Source organism: Phaeobacter inhibens DSM 16374, from assembly GCF_000473105.1.
Taxonomy (GTDB): domain Bacteria; phylum Pseudomonadota; class Alphaproteobacteria; order Rhodobacterales; family Rhodobacteraceae; genus Phaeobacter; species Phaeobacter inhibens.
The window spans coordinates 2090953-2110851 of sequence record NZ_KI421498.1 but is presented as its reverse complement, the minus strand read 5'-3'; the positions used below and the strand labels follow the sequence as shown (position 1 = coordinate 2110851).

General features: G+C 59.1%; 21 protein-coding genes and 1 riboswitch. Of the genes, 16 read left to right on the top strand and 5 right to left on the bottom strand.

Features of this window, described 5'->3' with window-relative positions:
* The first annotated feature begins 88 nt into the window (after nucleotides 1–88).
* Together INHI_RS0113865 and INHI_RS0113860 are read left to right on the top strand one after the other, a co-directional pair.
* Nucleotides 89–517 (top strand): FKBP-type peptidyl-prolyl cis-trans isomerase, encoded by a 429-nt coding sequence (locus INHI_RS0113865; RefSeq protein ID WP_014879132.1) that lies wholly within the window; start codon nucleotides 89–91, stop codon nucleotides 515–517.
* Between the two features lie 83 nt (nucleotides 518–600).
* Nucleotides 601–1695 (top strand): NAD(P)H-dependent flavin oxidoreductase, encoded by a 1095-nt coding sequence (locus INHI_RS0113860; protein ID WP_027248024.1) that lies wholly within the window; start codon nucleotides 601–603, stop codon nucleotides 1693–1695.
* Between the two features lie 54 nt (nucleotides 1696–1749).
* Here INHI_RS0113860 and INHI_RS0113855 read toward each other — a convergent pair whose 3' ends face one another.
* From INHI_RS0113855 to fabA, 3 genes are read right to left on the bottom strand one after another with little or no spacing between them, the layout of a single operon-like run.
* Nucleotides 1750–2541: an enoyl-ACP reductase FabI gene (locus INHI_RS0113855; protein WP_014873565.1), complete on the bottom strand. Its 792-nt coding sequence runs from the start codon at nucleotides 2539–2541 to the stop codon at nucleotides 1750–1752.
* A gap of 6 nt (nucleotides 2542–2547) precedes the next feature.
* Nucleotides 2548–3777 (bottom strand): beta-ketoacyl-ACP synthase I, encoded by a 1230-nt coding sequence (gene fabB / locus INHI_RS0113850; protein ID WP_027248023.1) that lies wholly within the window; start codon nucleotides 3775–3777, stop codon nucleotides 2548–2550.
* Between the two features lie 47 nt (nucleotides 3778–3824).
* Complete coding sequence (fabA, locus tag INHI_RS0113845) at nucleotides 3825–4334, bottom strand: bifunctional 3-hydroxydecanoyl-ACP dehydratase/trans-2-decenoyl-ACP isomerase (RefSeq protein ID WP_014879135.1); 510 nt, start codon at nucleotides 4332–4334, stop codon at nucleotides 3825–3827.
* Nucleotides 4335–4569: 235 nt separating this feature from the next.
* On the opposite strand from fabA, the gene irrA reads away from it, so the two are divergent.
* Nucleotides 4570–4986, top strand: coding sequence for an iron response transcriptional regulator IrrA (gene irrA / locus INHI_RS0113840; RefSeq protein ID WP_014873568.1), 417 nt, complete (start codon nucleotides 4570–4572; stop codon nucleotides 4984–4986).
* A gap of 5 nt (nucleotides 4987–4991) precedes the next feature.
* Here irrA and INHI_RS0113835 read toward each other — a convergent pair whose 3' ends face one another.
* A complete protein-coding gene (locus INHI_RS0113835) occupies nucleotides 4992–5900 on the bottom strand; it encodes a LysR family transcriptional regulator (RefSeq protein ID WP_027248022.1) in 909 nt (302 codons plus the stop codon).
* A 125-nt stretch (nucleotides 5901–6025) separates the two neighbouring features.
* Here INHI_RS0113835 and INHI_RS0113830 point away from each other — a divergent pair, with 125 nt between their 5' ends.
* Nucleotides 6026–6823, top strand: coding sequence for a phytanoyl-CoA dioxygenase family protein (locus INHI_RS0113830; RefSeq protein WP_027248021.1), 798 nt, complete (start codon nucleotides 6026–6028; stop codon nucleotides 6821–6823).
* A gap of 39 nt (nucleotides 6824–6862) precedes the next feature.
* Here the strand turns inward: INHI_RS0113830 and INHI_RS0113825 are convergent, their stop codons facing one another.
* Entirely contained in the window at nucleotides 6863–7732 is an 870-nt protein-coding gene (locus INHI_RS0113825; RefSeq protein ID WP_027248020.1) for a glycosyltransferase family protein, read from the bottom strand.
* Between the two features lie 142 nt (nucleotides 7733–7874).
* Here INHI_RS0113825 and miaB point away from each other — a divergent pair, with 142 nt between their 5' ends.
* From miaB to cmk, 12 genes are all read left to right on the top strand, one after another.
* Nucleotides 7875–9197 carry a tRNA (N6-isopentenyl adenosine(37)-C2)-methylthiotransferase MiaB gene (gene miaB / locus INHI_RS0113820; RefSeq protein ID WP_027248019.1) on the top strand — a complete coding sequence of 441 codons (1323 nt, stop codon included), beginning with the start codon at nucleotides 7875–7877 and terminating at the stop codon, nucleotides 9195–9197.
* A 205-nt stretch (nucleotides 9198–9402) separates the two neighbouring features.
* Nucleotides 9403–9954: an OmpA family protein gene (locus INHI_RS0113815; protein ID WP_027248018.1), complete on the top strand. Its 552-nt coding sequence runs from the start codon at nucleotides 9403–9405 to the stop codon at nucleotides 9952–9954.
* Nucleotides 9955–9965: 11 nt separating this feature from the next.
* On the top strand, nucleotides 9966–10262 hold the full coding sequence (locus INHI_RS0113810; protein WP_014873574.1) for a hypothetical protein: 297 nt from the start codon (nucleotides 9966–9968) through the stop codon (nucleotides 10260–10262).
* Between the two features lie 153 nt (nucleotides 10263–10415).
* Nucleotides 10416–11423 (top strand): PhoH family protein, encoded by a 1008-nt coding sequence (locus INHI_RS0113805; protein ID WP_027248017.1) that lies wholly within the window; start codon nucleotides 10416–10418, stop codon nucleotides 11421–11423.
* A gap of 123 nt (nucleotides 11424–11546) precedes the next feature.
* Nucleotides 11547–12077: an rRNA maturation RNase YbeY gene (gene ybeY / locus INHI_RS0113800; protein ID WP_014879143.1), complete on the top strand. Its 531-nt coding sequence runs from the start codon at nucleotides 11547–11549 to the stop codon at nucleotides 12075–12077.
* A 5-nt stretch (nucleotides 12078–12082) separates the two neighbouring features.
* Nucleotides 12083–12982, top strand: coding sequence for a hemolysin family protein (locus INHI_RS0113795; RefSeq protein WP_014873577.1), 900 nt, complete (start codon nucleotides 12083–12085; stop codon nucleotides 12980–12982).
* Nucleotides 12979–14490, top strand: coding sequence for an apolipoprotein N-acyltransferase (gene lnt, locus INHI_RS0113790; RefSeq protein ID WP_014879144.1), 1512 nt, complete (start codon nucleotides 12979–12981; stop codon nucleotides 14488–14490). The genes INHI_RS0113795 and lnt overlap by 4 nt, the downstream gene beginning before the upstream one ends.
* Before the next feature lie 61 nt (nucleotides 14491–14551).
* Nucleotides 14552–14600, top strand: a riboswitch (SAM-SAH riboswitch).
* A 6-nt stretch (nucleotides 14601–14606) separates the two neighbouring features.
* Nucleotides 14607–15788, top strand: coding sequence for a methionine adenosyltransferase (gene metK, locus INHI_RS0113785; RefSeq protein WP_027248016.1), 1182 nt, complete (start codon nucleotides 14607–14609; stop codon nucleotides 15786–15788).
* 165 nt (nucleotides 15789–15953) lie between these two features.
* Nucleotides 15954–16664, top strand: coding sequence for a COG3904 family protein (locus tag INHI_RS0113780; RefSeq protein ID WP_027248015.1), 711 nt, complete (start codon nucleotides 15954–15956; stop codon nucleotides 16662–16664).
* 92 nt (nucleotides 16665–16756) lie between these two features.
* A complete protein-coding gene (gene trmB / locus INHI_RS0113775; RefSeq protein ID WP_014879146.1) occupies nucleotides 16757–17521 on the top strand; it encodes a tRNA (guanine(46)-N(7))-methyltransferase TrmB in 765 nt (254 codons plus the stop codon).
* A gap of 133 nt (nucleotides 17522–17654) precedes the next feature.
* Entirely contained in the window at nucleotides 17655–19004 is a 1350-nt protein-coding gene (aroA, locus tag INHI_RS0113770; protein ID WP_027248014.1) for a 3-phosphoshikimate 1-carboxyvinyltransferase, read from the top strand.
* Nucleotides 19001–19606: a (d)CMP kinase gene (cmk, locus tag INHI_RS0113765; protein WP_027248013.1), complete on the top strand. Its 606-nt coding sequence runs from the start codon at nucleotides 19001–19003 to the stop codon at nucleotides 19604–19606. The genes aroA and cmk overlap by 4 nt, the downstream gene beginning before the upstream one ends.
* Nucleotides 19607–19899 lie beyond the last annotated feature (293 nt).

Genomic DNA, 19899 nt, shown 5'->3' with positions numbered 1-19899 from the left:
AGTCAGGGGCGTCGGCCGGTTGGGTTTACATCAGGGACGGGTCCTATACTGTGCGCGCCTTTGTAACGTGAAACCAACTGGAGGTCCCATGACCGAGGTAAAAAGCGGCGATACCGTACGCATCCATTATACAGGCAAGCTGACAGACGGCAGCGTCTTTGACAGCTCCGAAGGGCGCGAGCCGCTTGAGTTCACCGTTGGCTCCGGTCAGGTAATCGAAGGGATGGATGCTGGTTTGATCGGCATGACCGCAGGCGAGACGAAAACGCTCGATATCCCTGCTGATCAGGCCTACGGCCCTAGCCATGATGAGGCTCGTCAGACCATCCCACGCGAAGGCATCCCTGATGACATCCCGCTTGAGGTTGGCACCCAACTGCAGATGCAGGCCCCGACCGGGGAAGTTCTGCCGGTGACCGTGGTTGAAGTGACAGAGGCGACTGTGACCCTAGATGCCAACCACCCGCTGGCGGGCAAGGATTTGATTTTTGATATCGAATTGGTATCGATCAACTAAGATCGGTTGAGGTGGCGCCACTTGCGCCGCCTCATCAAACCGGCTCTTTTGCCCAAATAGGCTTCGTGGCGAAAGAGAGTGTGATGAGCAGTATTTCTACTTCAGCAGCGTTAATGGATCGTCTGGGGATATCCTTGCCGATCCTGCAATCGCCGATGGCCGGCGTCAGTACGCCCCAGATGGCGGCGGCTGTCAGTAATGCGGGCGGGCTCGGTGCGCTTGGTATCGGCGCGGCAAGTGTCGAGCAGGCCGAGAAGATGCTTCTTCAGACGGCGGCACTGACCGGTCGGCCCTTCAATGTAAATGTGTTCTGCCACAAACCCGCCACCGCGGACCCTGTGCGAGAGGCGGGATGGCTTCAACATCTGTCACCTGTGTTTCAGGGCTTCGGCGCGACGCCACCGCAGAGTTTGCGCGAAATATACACCAGTTTTTGCGTAGATCGCGACATGCAGGACATGTTGATCGCGCAGCGCCCGGCGGTTGTCAGCTTTCACTTTGGCCTGCCTTCGCAGGATGTCATCGCGGCGCTGAAAACCGCAGGTGTCGTAGTGCTCGCCACCGCAACCTCGCTCACTGAGGCCCGTAGCCTGGAGCGCGCTGGCATTGATGCTATTGTTGCGCAGGGGTGGGAGGCGGGTGGCCACCGGGGCATTATTGATCCCACCGGTGAGGATGAGCGGCTGCAGACCTTACCGCTGGTCCGCGAATTGGCGGCGGCACAGACGCTGCCGGTGATTGCCGCGGGCGGGATGATGACCGGGGCGGATATCGCCGATGCTCTGGCCGCAGGCGCTGCAGCGGCGCAGCTTGGAACCGCCTTCATTGCCTGCCCGGAGAGCAGTGCTGACGCAGGATACCGGGCAGCCTTGTTGGCCGACGATCCCGAAACGGAAATGACAGCAGTGATATCCGGTCGTCCGGCACGCTGTCTGAGCAACCGGTTTACCGATTGGGGGCGCCAGAACCGTGATGCAGGGATCCCGGCTTACCCCATCGCCTATGACGCCGGGAAGGCGCTGAACGCGGCGGCGAAAAACCGTGATGAATTTGGCTATGGTGCGCAATGGGCAGGGCAGGGTGCCGCCCACGCGCGGGTCATGCCAACGGCGGAGCTGGTCGCCATGCTTGCGCAGGAATTGTCGGTAGCGCAGCGCGAGGATCGTGCGCCGGAATAAGAAAAGGGCACCGCTGCGGGTGCCCTTCGGTTTTGTAGTCGCGATTAATCGCGATCAGAGATTGTCCTGCTGCGGCATTCCAAGGACGTGAAATCCCCCGTCGACGCGAATGACTTCACCGGTGGTGCAGGCTCCGGCGTCAGAGGCGAGGTAGACAGCTGTGCCGCCCACGGCTTCCAGCGTTGCATTGTCCCGCATCGGCGCGTTCTGCGCGGTATGCTTGAACGTTTTGCGCGCGCCACCAATGGCAGCGCCGGCCAGTGTCTTCATCGGGCCGGGCGAGATCGCATTGACGCGGATCCCTTCGGGGCCGAGGTCGTTGGCCAGATAGCGCGTGGCGCTTTCAAGGGCTGCCTTCGCGACGCCCATCACGTTGTAGTTGGGAACCACACGGTTTGACCCCTGATAGGTTAGCGTCAGCAGCGTGCCGCCCGCATCCTTCATTAGCGGATAAGCTCGGCGTGCTACTTCAACAAAGGAATAGGCCGAGATATCCATCGAGTTCTTGAAGTTCTCGCGGCTGGTGTCAAGGAACCGCCCGGTTAGCTCTGCCTTGTCCGAATAGGCAATGGCGTGAACGACAAAGTCGATGCTGTCCCAGCGGGCAGACAGCTGTTCGAAGGCCGTGTCGAGCGAGGCATCGTCAGTCACATCGACATCGACCATGAAATCGCTGCCAACGCTCTGCGCCAGCGGCTCAAGACGTTTGCCAAAAGCCTCACCCTGATAGGTAAAGGCCAGGTCCGCTCCGGCCTCAGCCATGGCCTTGGCGATACCCCAAGCGATCGAACGATCGTTGGCGACCCCCATGATCAGGCCACGCTTGCCCGTCAATACTCCTGACATCCGCCGTTATCCTTTGTACTTGCTCAAGACCATTGAGCCGTTGGTGCCACCAAAGCCGAAGCTGTTGGTCATCACGCTGTCCAGACCGGCGTTTTCCACCAGCTGGGTTGCGACCTCTGCGGGTTCAATACCCTCGGCCAGGGTGTCGACGTTGATCGACGGGGTGATGAAGTCGTTGTCCAGCATCAGAAGACAGAAAATTGCCTCCAAGGCGCCAGCCGCGCCCTGTGCGTGACCAGTCATTGATTTGGTGGACGAAATCGGAGGGACATTGCCCGCACCGAAGACCCGGCGGGCCGCTTCGATCTCACCGACATCGCCAACCGGGGTCGAGGTGCCATGGGCATTGATGTAGTCTACCTTGCGGCCGTCCGGCAGCGATTGAAGGGCCAGACGCATGGCGCGTTCGCCGCCCTCGCCAGAGGGGGCAACCATGTCGTGACCATCCGAGGTCGCGGCAAATCCGTTTACCTCAGCATAAATCTTGGCACCGCGCGCCAAAGCGTGATCCAGATCTTCCAGCACGACAATGCCGCCGCCGCCGGAAATCACAAACCCGTCGCGATCCTGATCGAAGGCACGCGAGGCTTTCTCTGGGGTATCGTTATATTTCGACGACATTGCGCCCATCGCGTCGAACAGGCACGAAAGCGTCCAGTCCAGCTCCTCGCCGCCGCCTGCAAACATCACATCCTGTTTGCCCATCATGATTTGCTCAGCTGCGTTGCCGATGCAATGCAGCGAGGTGGAGCAGGCGGACGTGATGGAGTAGTTGATGCCCTTGATCTTGAACGCGGTCGCAAGGTTGGCGGAGATGGTGGAGGACATACATTTGGGCACTGCAAACGGCCCGATACGCTTGGTCGCGCCGGTCTTCAGAACTGTCTGATGGGCGGTTAGCATGGCCGATGTGGATGGCCCGCCCGACCCCGCAACGAGGCCTGTGCGCTCATTTACCACCTGCTCTTCGGACAGACCGGCATCAGCAATAGCCTGGCTCATTGCGATATGAGCATAGGCCGCGCCAGCCCCCATGAAGCGTAGGGTGCGTTTGTCGACATGATCCGCCACATTCAGCTTGAGCGTGCCAGCGATCTGGCTGCGAAAGCCATGTTCAGCCATTTCAGGGCTGGCTTCGATGCCGGATTTTCCTGCTTTGAGAGAGGCAAGGACCTCTTCGGCATTGTTCCCGATGGACGATACGATGCCCAGACCGGTGACGACGACACGACGCATGCTGCGTACTCCTATGCTGTTTCAGAGGGCCAGAGGAAAGCTGTGGATCAGCTCTCGGACAGGGCCACCTTCATGTCTTTGACCTGGTAGATGACTTCGCCATCTGCCTCTACGATCCCATCGGCAACACCCATGGTCAGGCGGCGGGTCTGGATCGCCTTGGTAAAGTCGATCTTGTAGGTCAGCAGCTTGCGATCGGGGCGCACCATGCCGGTCAGTTTGACCTCGCCAACACCCAATGCATAGCCACGTCCCTGCCAGCCACGCCAACCGAGGTTGAAGCCGGTCAGCTGCCAGAGGCCATCAAGACCAAGACAGCCAGGCATGATCGGATTGCCGGGAAAATGGCAGTCAAAAAACCACAGCTCAGGGGTGATGTCGAACTCGGCTGTGATGTGACCTTTGCCATGGGCACCGCCATCTGCGGACACATCAGTGATGCGATCCATCATCAGCATGGGAGGGGCGGGCAGCTGTGCATTGCCAGGGCCAAACAGCTCGCCTCTGGCGCATTTTAGCAAATCGTCTTTGTCAAAGCTGCTGGGGTAATCGGCCATGCTGGCGCTTCTCCTGCCTATGTTATCATCGTCTATCTGGCCCCCTGTAGCACCCGTTTCGACTCTCCTGCAAGGGTTCCGGGCGCAGTGGGACAACCGGCATCCCGGCTGTGGCCTTCAGGTTTTTCAACTGTAACAGTCTAGGAGGAGATACTGAGGTCGCGCAAATTGAATTGAATACAGCGACCCTTTCGGCCTATAAATAGGTCCAGCAACGCTATGCAGGACCTGCTTTATGACGCCAACACCCGCAGATATCGCTACCAACTGGCTGGAAACAGCCGGATTGCGCCCGACTCGCCAGAGGGTGGCGCTGGCAGAATTGCTCGTGGGCGATGGTAAGCATCGTCATGTCACCGCTGAAAGCCTGTTCGACGCGGCCAAGGATAAGGGGGCCGCGGTGTCCCTGGCGACCGTTTACAATACCCTTCGCGCATTTTGCGATGCCGGTGTTTTGCAGGAAATCACTGTGGACGGCTCCAAAAGCTATTTTGACACCAACACTCATGATCATCCCCACTTCTATTGGGAGGATGAGGGGCGTCTGTCAGATGCGCCATCCGACCAGTTGGTGATCAAGAGCCTTCCTGCGGCACCGCAGGGGGTTGAGATCGCTTCTGTTGATGTTGTGATCCGACTGCGCAAGATCTGAGTCCTTCACTGGTCCGGCGAATTGGCTGTTACCACGTCCACCAAAATGTCTTGTGCCCGCTGAATTACGCTGCCGCGGGCAGGTCGGGTGTGGCTGATCAGCACAAGAGGCTCTTCTGCAGATGTGTCCCTGATCGGAACTGAGACCAACCCCGGTCCGTCATAGGAATACGTACCCGGTGGCCTGCTGTAGGTGATACCAATGCCCTCGCCGTGGGCGGCCAAGCTGCACAACAGCTCTACCGACGCGGCGCGATGGGCGATGCGGGGCAGGGTGCCGATCGATTTGAACAGCCCAAGCATATGGCGCACGGAGTGCCCTTCTTCTGATAGAATCAGCGGCTGCTCAGCGAGATCGGCTAGCGCGAGGTGGTCTAGGCCTGCCAGTGGATGGCGTCGCGGCAGCAGTGCAACGGGAGACCGGCGTGACAGTTCCTGGCGCATGAAACTGGCATCCACGCCAAGGTCGTAGCTGATGGCCAAGTCAACATTCCCGGCGATCATTGCAGCGATCAATGGTTCAAAATGATCAACCTTGTAATGGATCGCAACACCCGGGAGGGCAACGCGAAGGCGCTGAAGAGCGGGCGCGAGTAGGAATGGTGCAAGATCAGTGAACCAGCCAACAGTCAGTTGCTGGCCAGTCGTATCTTCGCTGCCTTGGCGTTCCAACTGTGCAGCCTGCTCCAGAATCGCCTGCGCACGCGCAGCAAAGCTGCGTCCCTGCGGTGTGAGAACCACCGCAGCGCCACGACGACGCAGAAACAAGGTTTCGCCCAACTGTGCCTCAATCCGTGCGAGTGCGGTGGACAGCGCAGGCTGGCTGACATGCACCGCCGCTGCCGCTGCTGAGAGGCTGCCATACTGCGCAATAGCACAGACGTATTCGTAGTGGCGCAGGGTTAAATATAACATCAGATTATTTTTCTTATATCGAGATATTATTTTAGCATGCGCAGTCTCTGTGCGCAGGATCAAGGGCAAACGGGCCGCAGCGCCCGCCGTCGCAGCCCGGAATTTCGATCCCAAGGACTATCACCATGCCTCATCCCCTTATCACTCAGGATCATATTGATCAGTTCCAACGCGACGGCGTGGTGCTGATCCGCGGGCTCTTCGCGGATCAGGTGAAACTGCTCCGCGACGGTGTGGAGGCCAATATGGCCGAGCCGGGCCCCTATGCCTCCAATAACGAAAAAAGGGGCCAGACAGGGCGTTTCTTTGACGACTATTGCAACTGGACCCGTATCCCTCAGTTCGAAAAGGCGATCAAACACTCACCCGTCGCCGAGGTGGCGGCAGATCTGATGCAATCGAAGCGCGTTCAGATGTTTCATGACCATGTCCTGGTGAAGGAGCCGGGCACCTCTATGGCGACGCCCTGGCATCAGGATGGGCCCTACTACTTTGTCGAAGGCCAGCAGACCATCAGCTTCTGGTCGCCGCTTGACTCGGTCACGGATGCATCGCTGCGCTGTGTTGCTGGCTCTCATCGGTGGGAGAAAGAAGTCCTGCCGACACGTTGGGTGTCTGAAGAAGGCTTCTTTGTCGATGAGGGTCAGTACATGCCGGTTCCGGACCCGGACGCCGACGGCATGACCGTTAAAGAATGGGAGATGCAGCCTGGTGACGCGGTCGCATTCAACTATCGCACACTGCATGGTGCGCGCGCCAATACCAGCAACTCCCGTCGTCGTGCCTTTTCGCTGCGTCTTGTCGGCGACGATGCGCGCTACATCGAACGTCCCGGTCCCACGTCGCCGCCATATCCGGGTCACGAGATGACACCAGGTCAGATCCTGCGCGAGGATTGGTTCCCGGTTCTGTTACAACGCTGACTGATATCAGGGTCTGAGCCGGCGTGACGGCTCAGACCTTCAGAACCACTGCCCGGGTTCCATCAGTCCCAGATCAAGAAGCTGGCGCGAGTGCCAGTCAAACGGGGCAGAATTATGCCAGCGAAAGTTATCAATCTCAAATGATGACCCGGGATTGCGTTTCAGCGCCTTGGCCGTCCGGAAGGAGCAGATGGCTGCCGTCAGATTGTGATGCCAGGGACAGGCGTAGGTGTTGTACTCAGGCTCGCTAAAGCGGTGATCGTCGAACAGGTGCAGATCAGGTTTGGCGCGAAATAGCGAAATCCGGTCGATCTTCCGACTGGCTGCGGGAATGTGTTCCTCATACCGCCAACGCACGCCGCCGTAGAAATCCAGCTGACGGTCCAGCGGGTGACCTGTCTGCGGATCGTTGCGGGATTGGGCATAGTAGCCGGATTTGTCCAGATGCGCGGTGTCCAGCGAAACGCCATTCGGCGCTGCCACAAGATCCCCCGCGTAGAGGTCGATGACATAGCTCAGCATCGCGTCACGGCGTTCTTCTGCATGAAAGCCTAGCAGTTCCACAACGTTCCGGCTCTCGCAGAAGGGATAAAACAGGTATTCGGCGTTATAACAGTAGTAGAGCCAACATCCGGGTGCGGCGGCCGCGATGACTTTGTTTATCGCATCGAATACGGCGTCTCGCTTGCTGCAATCATATGGCACGCGCTCGATGCGTGTTTCCAGATCATAGGGGATATCAAAGGCATCGGGCATAAACACCACGACCGTCGCGAAACCTAGATCAAGGTGGTGGCGTAGGGTTGTTGCGATCTCAACCTTATCCTCAACAAAGATCAGGGCGACAGGCCCTTTTGCCAGGGCCGTTTTGGCATGTCCTAGAAATCCCTCAAGTGATGAATGCATCATATCCGATTGCCTACTGCTCTCTGCCGACGCCCTTATCTGGCGGTTGCTGCTAAAATCGGGTAATCGGGGCGGCATTGCAAGCAGAGCCGTTTCCGGCTATGCCACGCCGCTGTTGCGACCCTCCGCTGAAAAGGTTGTCCCCATGAGCGCCCCGAAGAAGCTGTTTATCAAGACCTATGGCTGTCAGATGAATGTCTATGACAGTGAACGCATGGCCGAGGCGCTGGGCGGCGAAGGCTATGTTGAAACCAAATCGCCTGATGATGCGGACATGATCCTGCTGAACACCTGCCACATCCGGGAGAAGGCCGCTGAAAAAGTCTATTCCGAACTGGGCCGCTTCAAGGGGCTGAAGGCGGAGAAACCGGATCTGAAGATCGGCGTCGCAGGCTGCGTTGCGCAGGCCGAGGGACAGGAAATCATGCGCCGTCAGCCGCTGGTTGATCTGGTGGTTGGCCCGCAAAGCTATCACCGCCTGCCAGAAATGGAAGCCAAGGCGCGGGAAGGGGAGAAGGTGCTCGACACCGACTTTCCCGAAGAAGACAAATTCGAGAAGCTGAAAAACCGCCCCAAGGCCAAGCGCGGCCCCACCGCGTTTCTGACGGTGCAGGAAGGCTGCGACAAATTCTGCGCTTTCTGCGTGGTGCCCTATACCCGCGGCGCCGAGGTCTCGCGCCCGGCAGACCGTATTCTGCGAGAGGCGCAGGATCTGGTCGAGCGTGGGGTGCGCGAAATCACCCTCCTGGGTCAGAATGTGAACGCCTATCACGGTGCCGGCGCCAATGGCGACATGACGCTGGCGCAGCTGATCTGGGAGTTGGACAAGGTCGACGGGCTGGAGCGCATCCGCTTCACCACGTCGCATCCCAACGACATGCAGGATGACCTGATTGAGGCGCATGGCACCTGTGCCAAACTGATGCCTTATCTGCACCTGCCGGTGCAGGCGGGATCCGACAAGATCCTCAAACGGATGAACCGTGCACATACCGCCGAAAGCTATCTCCGCTTGATCGAGCGCATCCGCGCCGCGCGGCCTGATATCCTGATCTCTGGCGATTTTATCGTTGGCTTCCCGGAAGAGACCGAGGCGGATTTCCAGGCCACTTTGGATCTGGTGGAAGGGGTGAAATATGGTACCGCCTATTCCTTCAAATACTCCACCCGTCCGGGCACCCCGGCGGCGGAACGTCCGCAGGTCGATCCCAAAGAGGCAGACGACCGGCTTCAGCGCCTGCAGGCCCTGCTGACGAAGCAGCAACGCGAGGTTCAGGACAGCATGGTAGGCCGTGACGTCACCGTGCTGTTCGAGAAAGCGGGACGGTTCCCCGGGCAGATGGTTGGGAAATCCGACTATCTGCATGCGGTCCATGTCGCGGATTGCGACCGGGCTATCGGGGATCTTGCCCGCGTGCGGATCCTGTCCTCCGGCGCCAACTCGCTGGCGGGTGCGCTGATCGACTGATTTATGGGCGGGGGCGGTCGCGCAGACGATTGCGCCCCCACCGCGACATGGGCCGTGAAACTTCTGATTTCCTTAAGCAAATGATTGCAATTTGCGTTCTATACCTGCGAATATCACGGTAACGGCCCGCGCAAAGCCTGCGTGGCCGCTAGAATGACGCCTGCGAATGACTGGTGTAAGGGGGATATTGAGTGTGTTGAAACCAATGCGGAAACAACTCTGCGGACTCGTGGCCACCGTTGTCGCAACTGTCGGCTTGAATGTGGGCGCTCTGCTGGCGCAGGATGCCGGTGTGATCGGTCAAAGCTATATTCCAACCATCTGGGTTGATCCCGATGGTTGCGAACACTGGGTGATGGACGATGGCGCCGAAGGCTTCATGACACCGCATGTTACCCGGGATGGCAAACCGGTTTGCCGTCGTGGTGACATCTGCGGCGTAATGCCGAGCGATCAGTTCTTTGCGACCAACAGGCACCGTATTAGCGCGGCGGGACAGCAGCGCCTGCGCGACTTCTTCCAATCCGCCAATGCGCGTTCGTTCATCATCACCGGCCATACCGACAGTCGCGCATCGGATGAGTACAACATGCGCCTGTCTCAGCGCCGGGCAAATGCGGTCGCCAAGGTCGGCCAATCGGTTGGCGCGCGCATCCTCGAGGCGCGTGGTTACGGCGAACGCGATCCGCGTGTCCCCAATGATTCTGCCGCCAACATGGCGCAGAACCGCCGCGTTGAAATCATCTGCCTGCGCTGAGGAGCACGTCTATGTCATTCATTAAAGCAGCGTTGCTGGCATCCGTGGCGATTGGTCTCGCGGCCTGCGACGAAAAGGTCGACAAAACCGTGGATCGCGGTTTCGACAGCAAGGATCTCTCTCAGTTGAAGGCAGGCATCTGGGTGGACCCAACCGGCTGCGATCACTGGATCATCGACGACGGTGTGGAAGGTTATCTGTCGCAACGTCTGGCGCCGGATGGGCGTCCGGTATGTTCTGGGGTTGCACCACCAAATACTGCAACTGGCCCGTTCAAATCAGGCTCCAGTGTCGAGGATCCGATCTGATCGGATGCACCCACAGCTACAGATCACTGCCGTGTGGCCGTCCTTCCGGGGCGGCCATTTTGTTTCAATCGCGTGAAATTGCGGATGCGCAGCTTGCGCCGGGGCGAGTCGAGGGGCACACTGAGTGAACACCGTCAAAGACAGGAGACCGGATTGGCCATTGGCACTTTGACCCCATCGCAGGAGCAGGATGCCTCCCACGAGGCGCTGCTTGAATTTCCCGATAACCGACTGCTGATTGATCTGTGCGGAGAATATGACCGCAATCTTGCGACGCTTGAGCAAAAGCTCGGTGTGCAGATCGTCCGGCGTGGCAACCAGCTTTCGGTGCTGGGCGAAGAAGCCGCGCGCGACCAGGCGGCAGCAGTTCTGGCCGCACTGTATGATCGGTTGGAAACTGGCCGAAGCGTAGAGGCCGGTGACATTGATCGCGAGTTGCGGATGGGGCAGGAGCAGGTCGCCGACCCCGGCAGCCAGCTGGAGATGTTCCGGGGGGGCAAGGTCGAGATCAAGACCCGCAAGAAGCTGGTCGAGCCACGCACCGATGCGCAAAAAGCCTATGTTCAGTCTCTATTCGAACATGAGCTGGCATTTGGCATCGGTCCGGCCGGTACTGGTAAAACCTATCTGGCCGTCGCGGTTGGGGTCAGCATGTTTATCACTGGCCATGTCGACAAGATCATTCTTAGCCGTCCCGCCGTAGAGGCTGGCGAGAAGCTTGGTTATCTGCCCGGCGACATGAAGGACAAAGTCGATCCCTATATGCAGCCGCTCTACGATGCGCTGAACGATTTCCTGCCGGGTAAGCAATTGGCGAAGCTGCTGGAAGAAAAACAGATCGAGATTGCCCCGCTGGCCTTCATGCGCGGTCGCACGCTGTCCAATGCCTTTGTCGTGCTGGACGAGGCGCAGAATGCCACAACGATGCAGATGAAGATGTTTCTGACGCGTCTGGGCGAAGGATCGCGTATGGTGATCACTGGCGACCGCAGCCAGGTCGATCTGCCGCGCGGGGTCGCATCAGGTCTGGCAGATGCCGAACGATTGCTGAGCAGCATTCCCAAGGTGAGCTTCAATTACTTCACGTCGCGCGACGTGGTGCGGCATCCGCTTGTCGCCGCCATCATCGAAGCCTATGAGGCGGATGAGAAACCCGCCTGATCACATCCGTCACGGATTGATTTTGTTAGGGCGATAGGAGCTCGGGTCCCAAGGCGCTGCCATCTGGAACCCGAGCTGACATCGCCTGCGACGGCGGACTGCCTTGGCTGTGAGATTTGGATAATGACCCTCGACATCTCCATAGAGGATACCCGTTGGCAGGACGCCGACCTCACTACACATGCGGTGCAGGCGATCCATGCGGTGCTTGGGCATTTTGGTCTGGATGCCGACGACTGCGAACTGTCTTTGCTGGCCTGCGATGATGCACGGATCATGGAGCTGAACACTGAGTTTCGCCAGAAAGCGAAGCCTACAAACGTGCTCAGTTGGCCTGCGGAGGATCTTTCGTCTGAGGAGGCGGGCGACGAGCCACTGCTGCCTGAGGCGGATTTCACTGGCGAAATTCCGCTTGGTGACATTGCGATTGCCTATGAGACCTGCGCGCGTGAGGCTGAGGATGCCGGCAAATCTCTGGCGGATCACTTGCGCCATTTGATCGTTCACGGAGTGTTGCATCTTTTGGGTTATGATCACATTCGTGACCCTGACGCCACTTTGATGGAACGTCTTGAGGTGCAGATACTTGGCAAAATGGGTATTGATGACCCATATACTTTAGATGACAGCCCCAATCATGGGCGTATCGGATAGGAACGATGGACGATATCGACGGAAGTTCTAACGCAGCGCAGGGCGCGCTGGAGAACAAGGGCAGCGCGGACAACAGTGTAGCGGCTGCACAATCAACGGGGTTTCTGGGGCGTATTTTCGGTTCCTTTGCTCCGGCAGAAACTGAAGAAGGCGTGACTGCCGGTCCGGACACACGTCTGCCGAACCAACCGCATGGGATGATCAACCTCCGCCGCTTGCGGGTTGAGGATGTGGCCATCCCCGCCGCGGAGATTGTTGCGATCCCGGTTTCTACACCCAAGGACGAACTGGTTCAGATCTTCCGCGAAAGCGGTTTTACCCGGATTCCCGTCTATGAGGGCACGTTGGATACGCCGATCGGCTTTGTCCATCTCAAAGACTTCGCCCTAATGCATGGCTTCAATGGCACCGAAGCAGATTTCGGCCTTGAAGGCATGGTGCGGCCGCTTCTGTTCGTGCCGCCCTCCATGACAATTGGTGTTTTGCTGACCAAGATGCAGGCCGAGCGGCGCCATATGGCGCTGGTGATCGACGAATATGGCGGGGTCGACGGCCTGCTGACCATCGAAGACCTGATTGAGCAGGTTGTTGGCGAGATCGAGGATGAACATGATGCTGGTGAGGATCAGACCTGGTTTCGCGAAAAACAGGGCTGCTACATCGCACAGGCCCGCACCCCGCTGGATGAATTCGAGAATGAAATCGGCCGTTCACTGACCAATCACGAGGATGTCGACGGCGAAGAAATCGATTCCCTTGGCGGGCTGGTCTTTATGCTGTCGGGGCGGGTGCCTGCACGGGGCGAAGTCATTCAGCATCCTGATGGACCTGAATTTGAGGTAATGGACGCCGATCCGCGCCGGATCAAGCGATTGCGGGTACGGCTGCCGGATTGTTCAGGATGATCACTAAGGCCTGGTCGGCGACCAGCCTACGGTCCGCGTTCCTATCTGTCGCGACCGCTGTTGCCGCTGGCGGGTTGCTGGCCTTTGCGCTGGCGCCATTCCACGTGCTTTGGTTGGTGCCGCTTTGTCTTGGGGTGGTCGGATATCAGCTGCTTCAGGTATCCTCTATCCGCCGTGGCGCGCTGTTTGGCTGGTTGTTGGGAACGGCATATTTTTCCGTCGGTATGATCTGGATCTATGAACCATTTCAGGTTGATGCAGATCGCTATGCCTGGATGGCGCCTTTTGCCGTTGTAGGTCTTGCGGGCGGGCTGGCGTTGTTTTGGGCGCTGGCGTTTGGTGTTGCGGTTCGGTTTGGGCAAGGGGCTACTAGGCTGCCGCTGTTCATCGCACTGCTCTCGCTTGGGGAATTTGCGCGCGCCTATGTCCTGACCGGTCTGCCTTGGGCCGCCTTCGGGCAGTTCTGGATTGATACGCCTGCTGCCCAACTGCTGCCTTGGATCGGACCGCATGGCCTGGGTTTTCTGACTTTGAGTGCCACGGTCCCACTTGGCTTGATCCGCCGCCGCCCGGTAGTTGCGCTGCTACCGGTCTTTGCAGTGGGGGCCATCGTGGGGCTTCTGCCGAAACCACCTGTCGCCGTCCTGACCGAGCATACGCTGCGCCTTGTACAGCCCAATGCACCTCAGGACGAGAAATGGCACCCGGACCTGCGCTGGTCGTTTGTCGACCGGCAGTTGGAGTATTCGCGTGCTCCTACGGCTGACGGATCTGCGGTGGATCTCATCCTCTGGCCGGAAACGGCTATTCCCCTGATGTTGAACTACGCGGAAGATGTCTTGGATGAGGTTGTATCTGCGGCTGGGGATACGCCGGTCATGTTGGGCATCCAGCGCAGAACTGATGGGCAATACCACAACTCGGCGATTGTCTTGCAGGGCAGCAACGTTCCCGCTCAGATCTATGACAAGGCGCACTTGGTCCCCTTTGGAGAGTATATTCCGGCGGGCAATCTGATGGCGCGCTTCGGTGTGCATGGTTTTGCGTCGCAGGCCGGGGCGGGTTATGCGGCGGGGCCGGGGCCTCGGCTCTTGGATTTGCCGGTGGGAAAGGCGCTGCCGTTGATCTGCTATGAGGCCGTGTTTCCGCAGGATGTGAATGCCGCACCGGGGCGGGCCGACCTGCTGATCCAGATCACCAATGATGCGTGGTTCGGCACCTATTCCGGCCCCTATCAGCATCTGGTTCAGGCACGGATGCGCGCGATTGAGCAGGGCTTGCCCATGGCGCGCGTCGCAAATACCGGGATCTCGGCCATGATTGATCCCTATGGACGGATTTTGGACGCCCTGCCTTTGGGCGTTGCGGGCTATCTGGATGTGGCGCTGCCTGCACCGCTGCCGCGAACCCTTTATGCACGGACCGGAGATCTGCCAGTGTTTCTTTTCTGCATCGCCCTTGGCGGGCTGGCGCTGCGACGCAGCACCACACTTGCGCGCGGGTCATAGCTGCTTAACCTCTGGGCATTATAGATTGACGACACACGTCTCCCCGCGTACTGCGGATCGATTACTGCCACAACGGCTTCCTGGCGTGGCAGGCTAAACCCAACGGAGCACCTTTCATGACCCGCACGAATTATACTTTCACCTCGGAATCGGTTTCCGAGGGACACCCGGATAAGGTCTGTGACCGTATTTCGGATGCCGTTCTGGACGCCTTTCTGAGCGAAGAGCCCGAAGCCCGCGTAGCGGCCGAAACCTTTGCAACCACGAACCGCGTGGTCATCGGGGGGGAAGTGGGTTTGTCGGACCAAGACAAACTGCACGATTACATGGGCCGTATCGATGAGATCGCCCGCGCCTGCATCAAGGATATCGGCTACGAGCAGGATAAGTTCCATCATGAGACGGTGGAGATCACCAACCTGCTGCACGAGCAATCCGCTCATATTGCACAGGGCGTTGATGCCGCAGTTGATAAAGAAGAAGGCGCAGGGGATCAGGGCATCATGTTTGGTTTCGCGACCAATGAAACGCCCGCGCTGATGCCAGCACCGATCCAGTACAGCCATGCAATCCTGCGTCGTCTCGCCGAGGTGCGCAAAAACGGCGCGGAACCGGCGCTTGGCCCGGATGCGAAGTCGCAGCTTTCGGTGGTCTACGAAAATGGCAAACCGGTGCGTGTCAGCTCGCTGGTGCTGTCGACCCAGCATCTGGATGAGACGCTGACCTCCAACGATATACGTGCCATAGTCGAACCCTATTTCCACGAGACCCTGCCCGAGGGGTGGCTGACCGATGAAACCATCTGGCACGTCAATCCAACCGGTAAATTCGTTATCGGTGGTCCAGACGGGGATGCGGGCCTGACAGGGCGCAAGATCATCGTCGACACCTACGGCGGCGCAGCACCTCATGGTGGCGGCGCATTCTCCGGTAAAGACCCGACCAAAGTTGACCGCTCGGCAGCCTATGCAGCGCGCTATCTTGCCAAGAATGTGGTGGCGGCGGGGCTTGCAGATAAATGCACCATTCAGCTGTCCTATGCGATTGGTGTTGCCAAACCGCTGTCGATCTATGCCGATACCCATGGCACGGGCGACGTGGATGCGGCCAAAATTGAGGCGGCGATTGATCGGATCATGGATCTGACGCCACGCGGTATTCGTCATCACCTTGGGCTGAATAAACCGATCTATGAACGCACGGCGGCCTATGGTCATTTTGGCCGGGAACCGGATGCGGATGGCGGGTTCAGCTGGGAGCGGACTGATTTGGTAGAGGCGCTGGCAAAAGCGATCTGATCGAGATCGACCTCTCTCATTTGCATATAGAACAGGCGGGGATGTCCCCGCCTTTTTTCATCTGGGCGCCGTATACTGCGATTTCAGGCGCGCAAAGCGCTTGGAGATCCGGGCATTTTGCGGGCAGTATAGACCAGTGATTGTATTGTTATGGAGCTGACCTTGATGGGTTCTCGCTGCCGGTTCATTCTCCACCTGCGCGCGTGTCGGCAGCTTGCGTTGGCCTGTCTTCTGGGGATCTCGCTGATGCCCCACCCGGCGGAGGCCCGTCAGACGCTTCCCACCAAATTCAAGATTGATGGGACGACGCTGATTTATGATACCGATAATCTGGTTTCACAACAGGTTGATGGCACGCAACAGGCTGAAATCGGTGAGATCAGCGATGAGGATATAGAACCCTTTCGCGATATTCTGGATGCCAACCCCGCCATAACGCGGCTCCAGCTGAACAGCGGTGGAGGCAGTGTCTATGCAGGTGAGTCGATCGCCGATATCGTGCAGGGTCACGCGCTGGATACCTGGGTGGTCGGAGAATGCATCAGCGCCTGTGTCGATATTTTCCTAGCCGGCAATCGACGTCAGATGACTCTCGGTTCGAAGATTGGCTTTCACCAGCGTGATTGGGCACCGAAAGCGGTGCAGAGCTACTATCGTCTGTGGCGCAAGGATGAAAACTGGGCCACACCGTTTGAATTCGGGACCTGGATTTATCGTGACACGCAGTCAGAAGTTTTTCGCCATCTGAAGTATATGATGCAGCGCGGTGTGGATCCGGCCTTTGCGATTGAGACTCTGAAAACCAAACCCGAGGATGTCTGGTACCCGACTCGGCTGCGCCTGATGGCGGCGGGGGTGCTGCGCGAGACCCCCTAGAGCGGGGTCGTCGCGGTGGCTGGCTTGACCCAGACGGCTGCATCGGGCAGAGGGGCGGCCAGGTTTTGAACGCTCGATAGGAAAAATCCCCGATGTCTGATGACAGCAAACCCGACCAGGCGCCCTCCGGCGACAGCCGGCCCAACGCGGTTGATAAACATCAGAGTGGCGCGCCTTGGCGTAACTTCTACGGACGCCTGAAGGGCAAGCAACTTAAAGACAGCCAGCAGCGCTACATTGATGAGGATCTTGCCTCACTCAGCCCCGGCGCGGTGGGGTGGGATGTGAACCCAGATCGCACCCCTTTGGAGCTCAAGGAAATGTTCGGCGGGCGCGACGTCTGGCTAGAGGTTGGTTTTGGCGGTGGCGAACATTTGGTGCATCAGGCCAAATCGAATCCTGATGTCGGCATCATCGGGGCAGAACCCTATATCAACGGGGTTGCAATGCTTCTGGGCAAAATTCGCCGCGCAGGGGCGGATAACATCAAGGTCCATCCCGGCGATGCCCGTGACCTGATGGATGTCTTGCCGGAACAGTCGATTTCCCGTGCGTTTCTGCTCTACCCTGATCCCTGGCCAAAGGCACGCCACCATCGGCGCCGTTTTGTTACGCAGGAACATCTGGAGCCACTCGCAAAATGCCTGAAGCCAGGCGCGATCTTTCGGGTGGCAACGGATATTCCCGACTATGTTCGCCAGACCATGGAAGAGGTGCCGCAGGCCGGGTTCGAGTGGCTGGCAGAAGGACCGGATGACTGGCGTGTGGCATGGGATGACTGGATCTCAACCCGATATGAGCAAAAGGCCCTGCGCGAAGGTCGCACACCTCACTATATGACATTCCGTCGCCTCTGATCCTGCTGCCTGGCCCTGCTCTTTGCGTGGTGCAATATCTTGCGGGGCGTGGCGCCAATGGGAAAACGCGCTGGACCGACACCAAGCGATTGGGTAGTCCAATTGTGAACGCTAGCATTTCGAAAGGCTCCTCATGTCCGGACACGGTACGCCCATCCCGATGACTTCGCACCGCGCGGATCCTCTGACCGGCATTGCCGAGGTTCCGGGCGATAAATCGATCTCTCACCGCTCGCTGATCTTGGGCGCCCTGGCCGTGGGAGAGACCAAGATTTCGGGTCTGCTCGAGGGGGAAGATGTACTGGACACCGCCAAGGCAATGCAGGCAATGGGCGCCGAGGTCATCAATCATGGTGGTGGCAATTGGTCTGTGCATGGTGTCGGCGTCGGTGGTCTGGCTGAGCCGGAGCAGGTGATTGATTGCGGCAACTCCGGCACCGGTGTGCGGCTGATCATGGGGGTCATGGCGACTTCTCCTATCACGGTTACCTTCACGGGGGATGCCAGCCTCAACAAACGACCAATGGCCCGGGTGACCGATCCGCTGGCCCTGTTTGGGACCCAATCTGTTGGTCGGTCCGGTGGGCGTCTGCCAATGACAAGCGTCGGAGCTGCGGAGCCGACACCGGTGCGCTACACAGTTCCGGTGCCCTCCGCGCAGGTGAAATCCGCGGTCCTTCTGGCGGGACTGAATGCTCCGGGGCAGACAGTTGTGATCGAGAAAGAGGCCACCCGAGACCATTCTGAGCGCATGCTCGCGGGGTTCGGCGCCGAGATCACTGTAGAAGATACGGATGAAGGCCGGGTCATCACACTGACTGGGCAGCCTGAACTGAAACCGCAGGTCATTGCGGTGCCACGTGACCCCTCAAGCGCGGCTTTCCCGGTTTGCGCAGCATTGATTACGCCAGGGTCCGATGTGCTGGTACCGGGTATCGGCCTGAACCCGACGCGGGCGGGGCTGTTCTATACCTTGCAGGATATGGGCGCGGATCTCACTTTTGAAAATATGCGGGAAGAGGGCGGTGAGCCGGTTGCGGATCTGCGCGCGCGGTACTCGCCTGATATGAAGGGGATCGACGTCCCACCGGAGCGCGCGGCTTCGATGATTGATGAATATCCGGTGCTTTCGGTTGTGGCTTCCTTTGCGACGGGCAAAACCATGATGACCGGCGTCAAGGAACTGCGGGTGAAGGAAAGTGACCGGATCGACGCGATGGCGCGCGGTTTGCGGGCAAATGGCGTGATGGTTGAAGAGGGTGACGATTGGTGGGCCGTCACCGGTCTGGGACCGGAAGGCGTGCCCGGCGGCGGCACCTGTGAGAGTTTCCTGGATCATCGGATCGCGATGTCTTTCATGGTGATGGGTATGGGGGCCCAGAAACCCGTGACTGTCGATGATGGCACGCCTATTGCCACGTCCTTCCCGATCTTCACCCCGCTGATGACCACGCTGGGGGCGCGGCTAGAGACGACGGCATGAGCTTTACTGTTGCAGTTGACGGCCCGGCTGCCGCAGGCAAGGGCACGATTTCCCGGGCAGTGGCGGCCCATTTCGGGTTTGGCCATCTGGATACGGGCCTGCTCTACCGTGCGGTCGGGGCGCGGATGCTTGCCGGGGATAAGCCGATTGATGCCGCCCTTGCGCTGCTGCCGGATGATCTTGAACGGCCAGAACTGCGCACCGCGCAAGTGGCGCAGGCCGCGTCTAAGGTGGCGGTGATCGCTGAGGTGCGCGCGGCATTGGTCGATTTTCAGCGCGCTTTTGCCCGCCGTGCAGGCGGGGCGGTTCTGGACGGGCGGGATATCGGCACGGTGATCTGCCCGCGCGCGCAGGCCAAGCTCTTCGTGACAGCGAGCGCCGAAGTCCGTGCGCAGCGCCGCTTGCAGGAGTTGATGGCAGCGGGCAATCCCACCAGCTATGCTGAGGTGCTGGAAGATGTGAAGGCGCGGGACGCGCGCGATACCAACCGTTTGGAATCGCCGTTGAAACCTGCGAGCGATGCGGTGCTGATCGATACCAGTGCGCTCACGATTGATGAGGCCGTGGCGACGGCAATCGCGGCGATTGATGCGCGTCACTAGCTTGATCCGGTCGCTGTAACGGCCCCACGACCCGTGATCACGCGCCTTCTGACCCTGCTGTGAACTTGTGACCGTTCGCCGCTCCTTGGTATCTGGTGACGGTTTCCCTTGCGCCGAAGCGGGAATCCGCATACTAAGCGCGCTGTCACTATAGAGGCGGTTAACGCACGGACGGCATTCTGAGCAGGGTCGAGGCATACCTCGGCCCTTTGTGTTTGTCTGATCAGACCGGCCTGTGCTGCGCCTCGTAAGGACCAATCTTCAAGACCGGCGGAGACAACCGCCCGGCCAGA

Excerpts from the sequence above, each read along its gene's own strand:
- INHI_RS0113865 (WP_014879132.1), top strand. The coding sequence starts at position 89 with ATGACCGAGGTAAAAAGCGGCGATACCGTACGCATCCATTATACAGGC.
- INHI_RS0113860 (WP_027248024.1), top strand. The coding sequence starts at position 601 with ATGAGCAGTATTTCTACTTCAGCAGCGTTAATGGATCGTCTGGGGATA.
- INHI_RS0113855 (WP_014873565.1), bottom strand. The coding sequence starts at position 2,541 with ATGTCAGGAGTATTGACGGGCAAGCGTGGCCTGATCATGGGGGTCGCC.
- fabB (WP_027248023.1), bottom strand. The coding sequence starts at position 3,777 with ATGCGTCGTGTCGTCGTCACCGGTCTGGGCATCGTATCGTCCATCGGG.
- fabA (WP_014879135.1), bottom strand. The coding sequence starts at position 4,334 with ATGGCCGATTACCCCAGCAGCTTTGACAAAGACGATTTGCTAAAATGC.
- irrA (WP_014873568.1), top strand. The coding sequence starts at position 4,570 with ATGACGCCAACACCCGCAGATATCGCTACCAACTGGCTGGAAACAGCC.
- INHI_RS0113835 (WP_027248022.1), bottom strand. The coding sequence starts at position 5,900 with ATGTTATATTTAACCCTGCGCCACTACGAATACGTCTGTGCTATTGCG.
- INHI_RS0113830 (WP_027248021.1), top strand. The coding sequence starts at position 6,026 with ATGCCTCATCCCCTTATCACTCAGGATCATATTGATCAGTTCCAACGC.
- INHI_RS0113825 (WP_027248020.1), bottom strand. The coding sequence starts at position 7,732 with ATGATGCATTCATCACTTGAGGGATTTCTAGGACATGCCAAAACGGCC.
- miaB (WP_027248019.1), top strand. The coding sequence starts at position 7,875 with ATGAGCGCCCCGAAGAAGCTGTTTATCAAGACCTATGGCTGTCAGATG.
- INHI_RS0113815 (WP_027248018.1), top strand. The coding sequence starts at position 9,403 with ATGCGGAAACAACTCTGCGGACTCGTGGCCACCGTTGTCGCAACTGTC.
- INHI_RS0113810 (WP_014873574.1), top strand. The coding sequence starts at position 9,966 with ATGTCATTCATTAAAGCAGCGTTGCTGGCATCCGTGGCGATTGGTCTC.
- ybeY (WP_014879143.1), top strand. The coding sequence starts at position 11,547 with ATGACCCTCGACATCTCCATAGAGGATACCCGTTGGCAGGACGCCGAC.
- INHI_RS0113795 (WP_014873577.1), top strand. The coding sequence starts at position 12,083 with ATGGACGATATCGACGGAAGTTCTAACGCAGCGCAGGGCGCGCTGGAG.
- lnt (WP_014879144.1), top strand. The coding sequence starts at position 12,979 with ATGATCACTAAGGCCTGGTCGGCGACCAGCCTACGGTCCGCGTTCCTA.
- metK (WP_027248016.1), top strand. The coding sequence starts at position 14,607 with ATGACCCGCACGAATTATACTTTCACCTCGGAATCGGTTTCCGAGGGA.
- INHI_RS0113780 (WP_027248015.1), top strand. The coding sequence starts at position 15,954 with ATGGGTTCTCGCTGCCGGTTCATTCTCCACCTGCGCGCGTGTCGGCAG.
- trmB (WP_014879146.1), top strand. The coding sequence starts at position 16,757 with ATGTCTGATGACAGCAAACCCGACCAGGCGCCCTCCGGCGACAGCCGG.
- aroA (WP_027248014.1), top strand. The coding sequence starts at position 17,655 with ATGTCCGGACACGGTACGCCCATCCCGATGACTTCGCACCGCGCGGAT.
- cmk (WP_027248013.1), top strand. The coding sequence starts at position 19,001 with ATGAGCTTTACTGTTGCAGTTGACGGCCCGGCTGCCGCAGGCAAGGGC.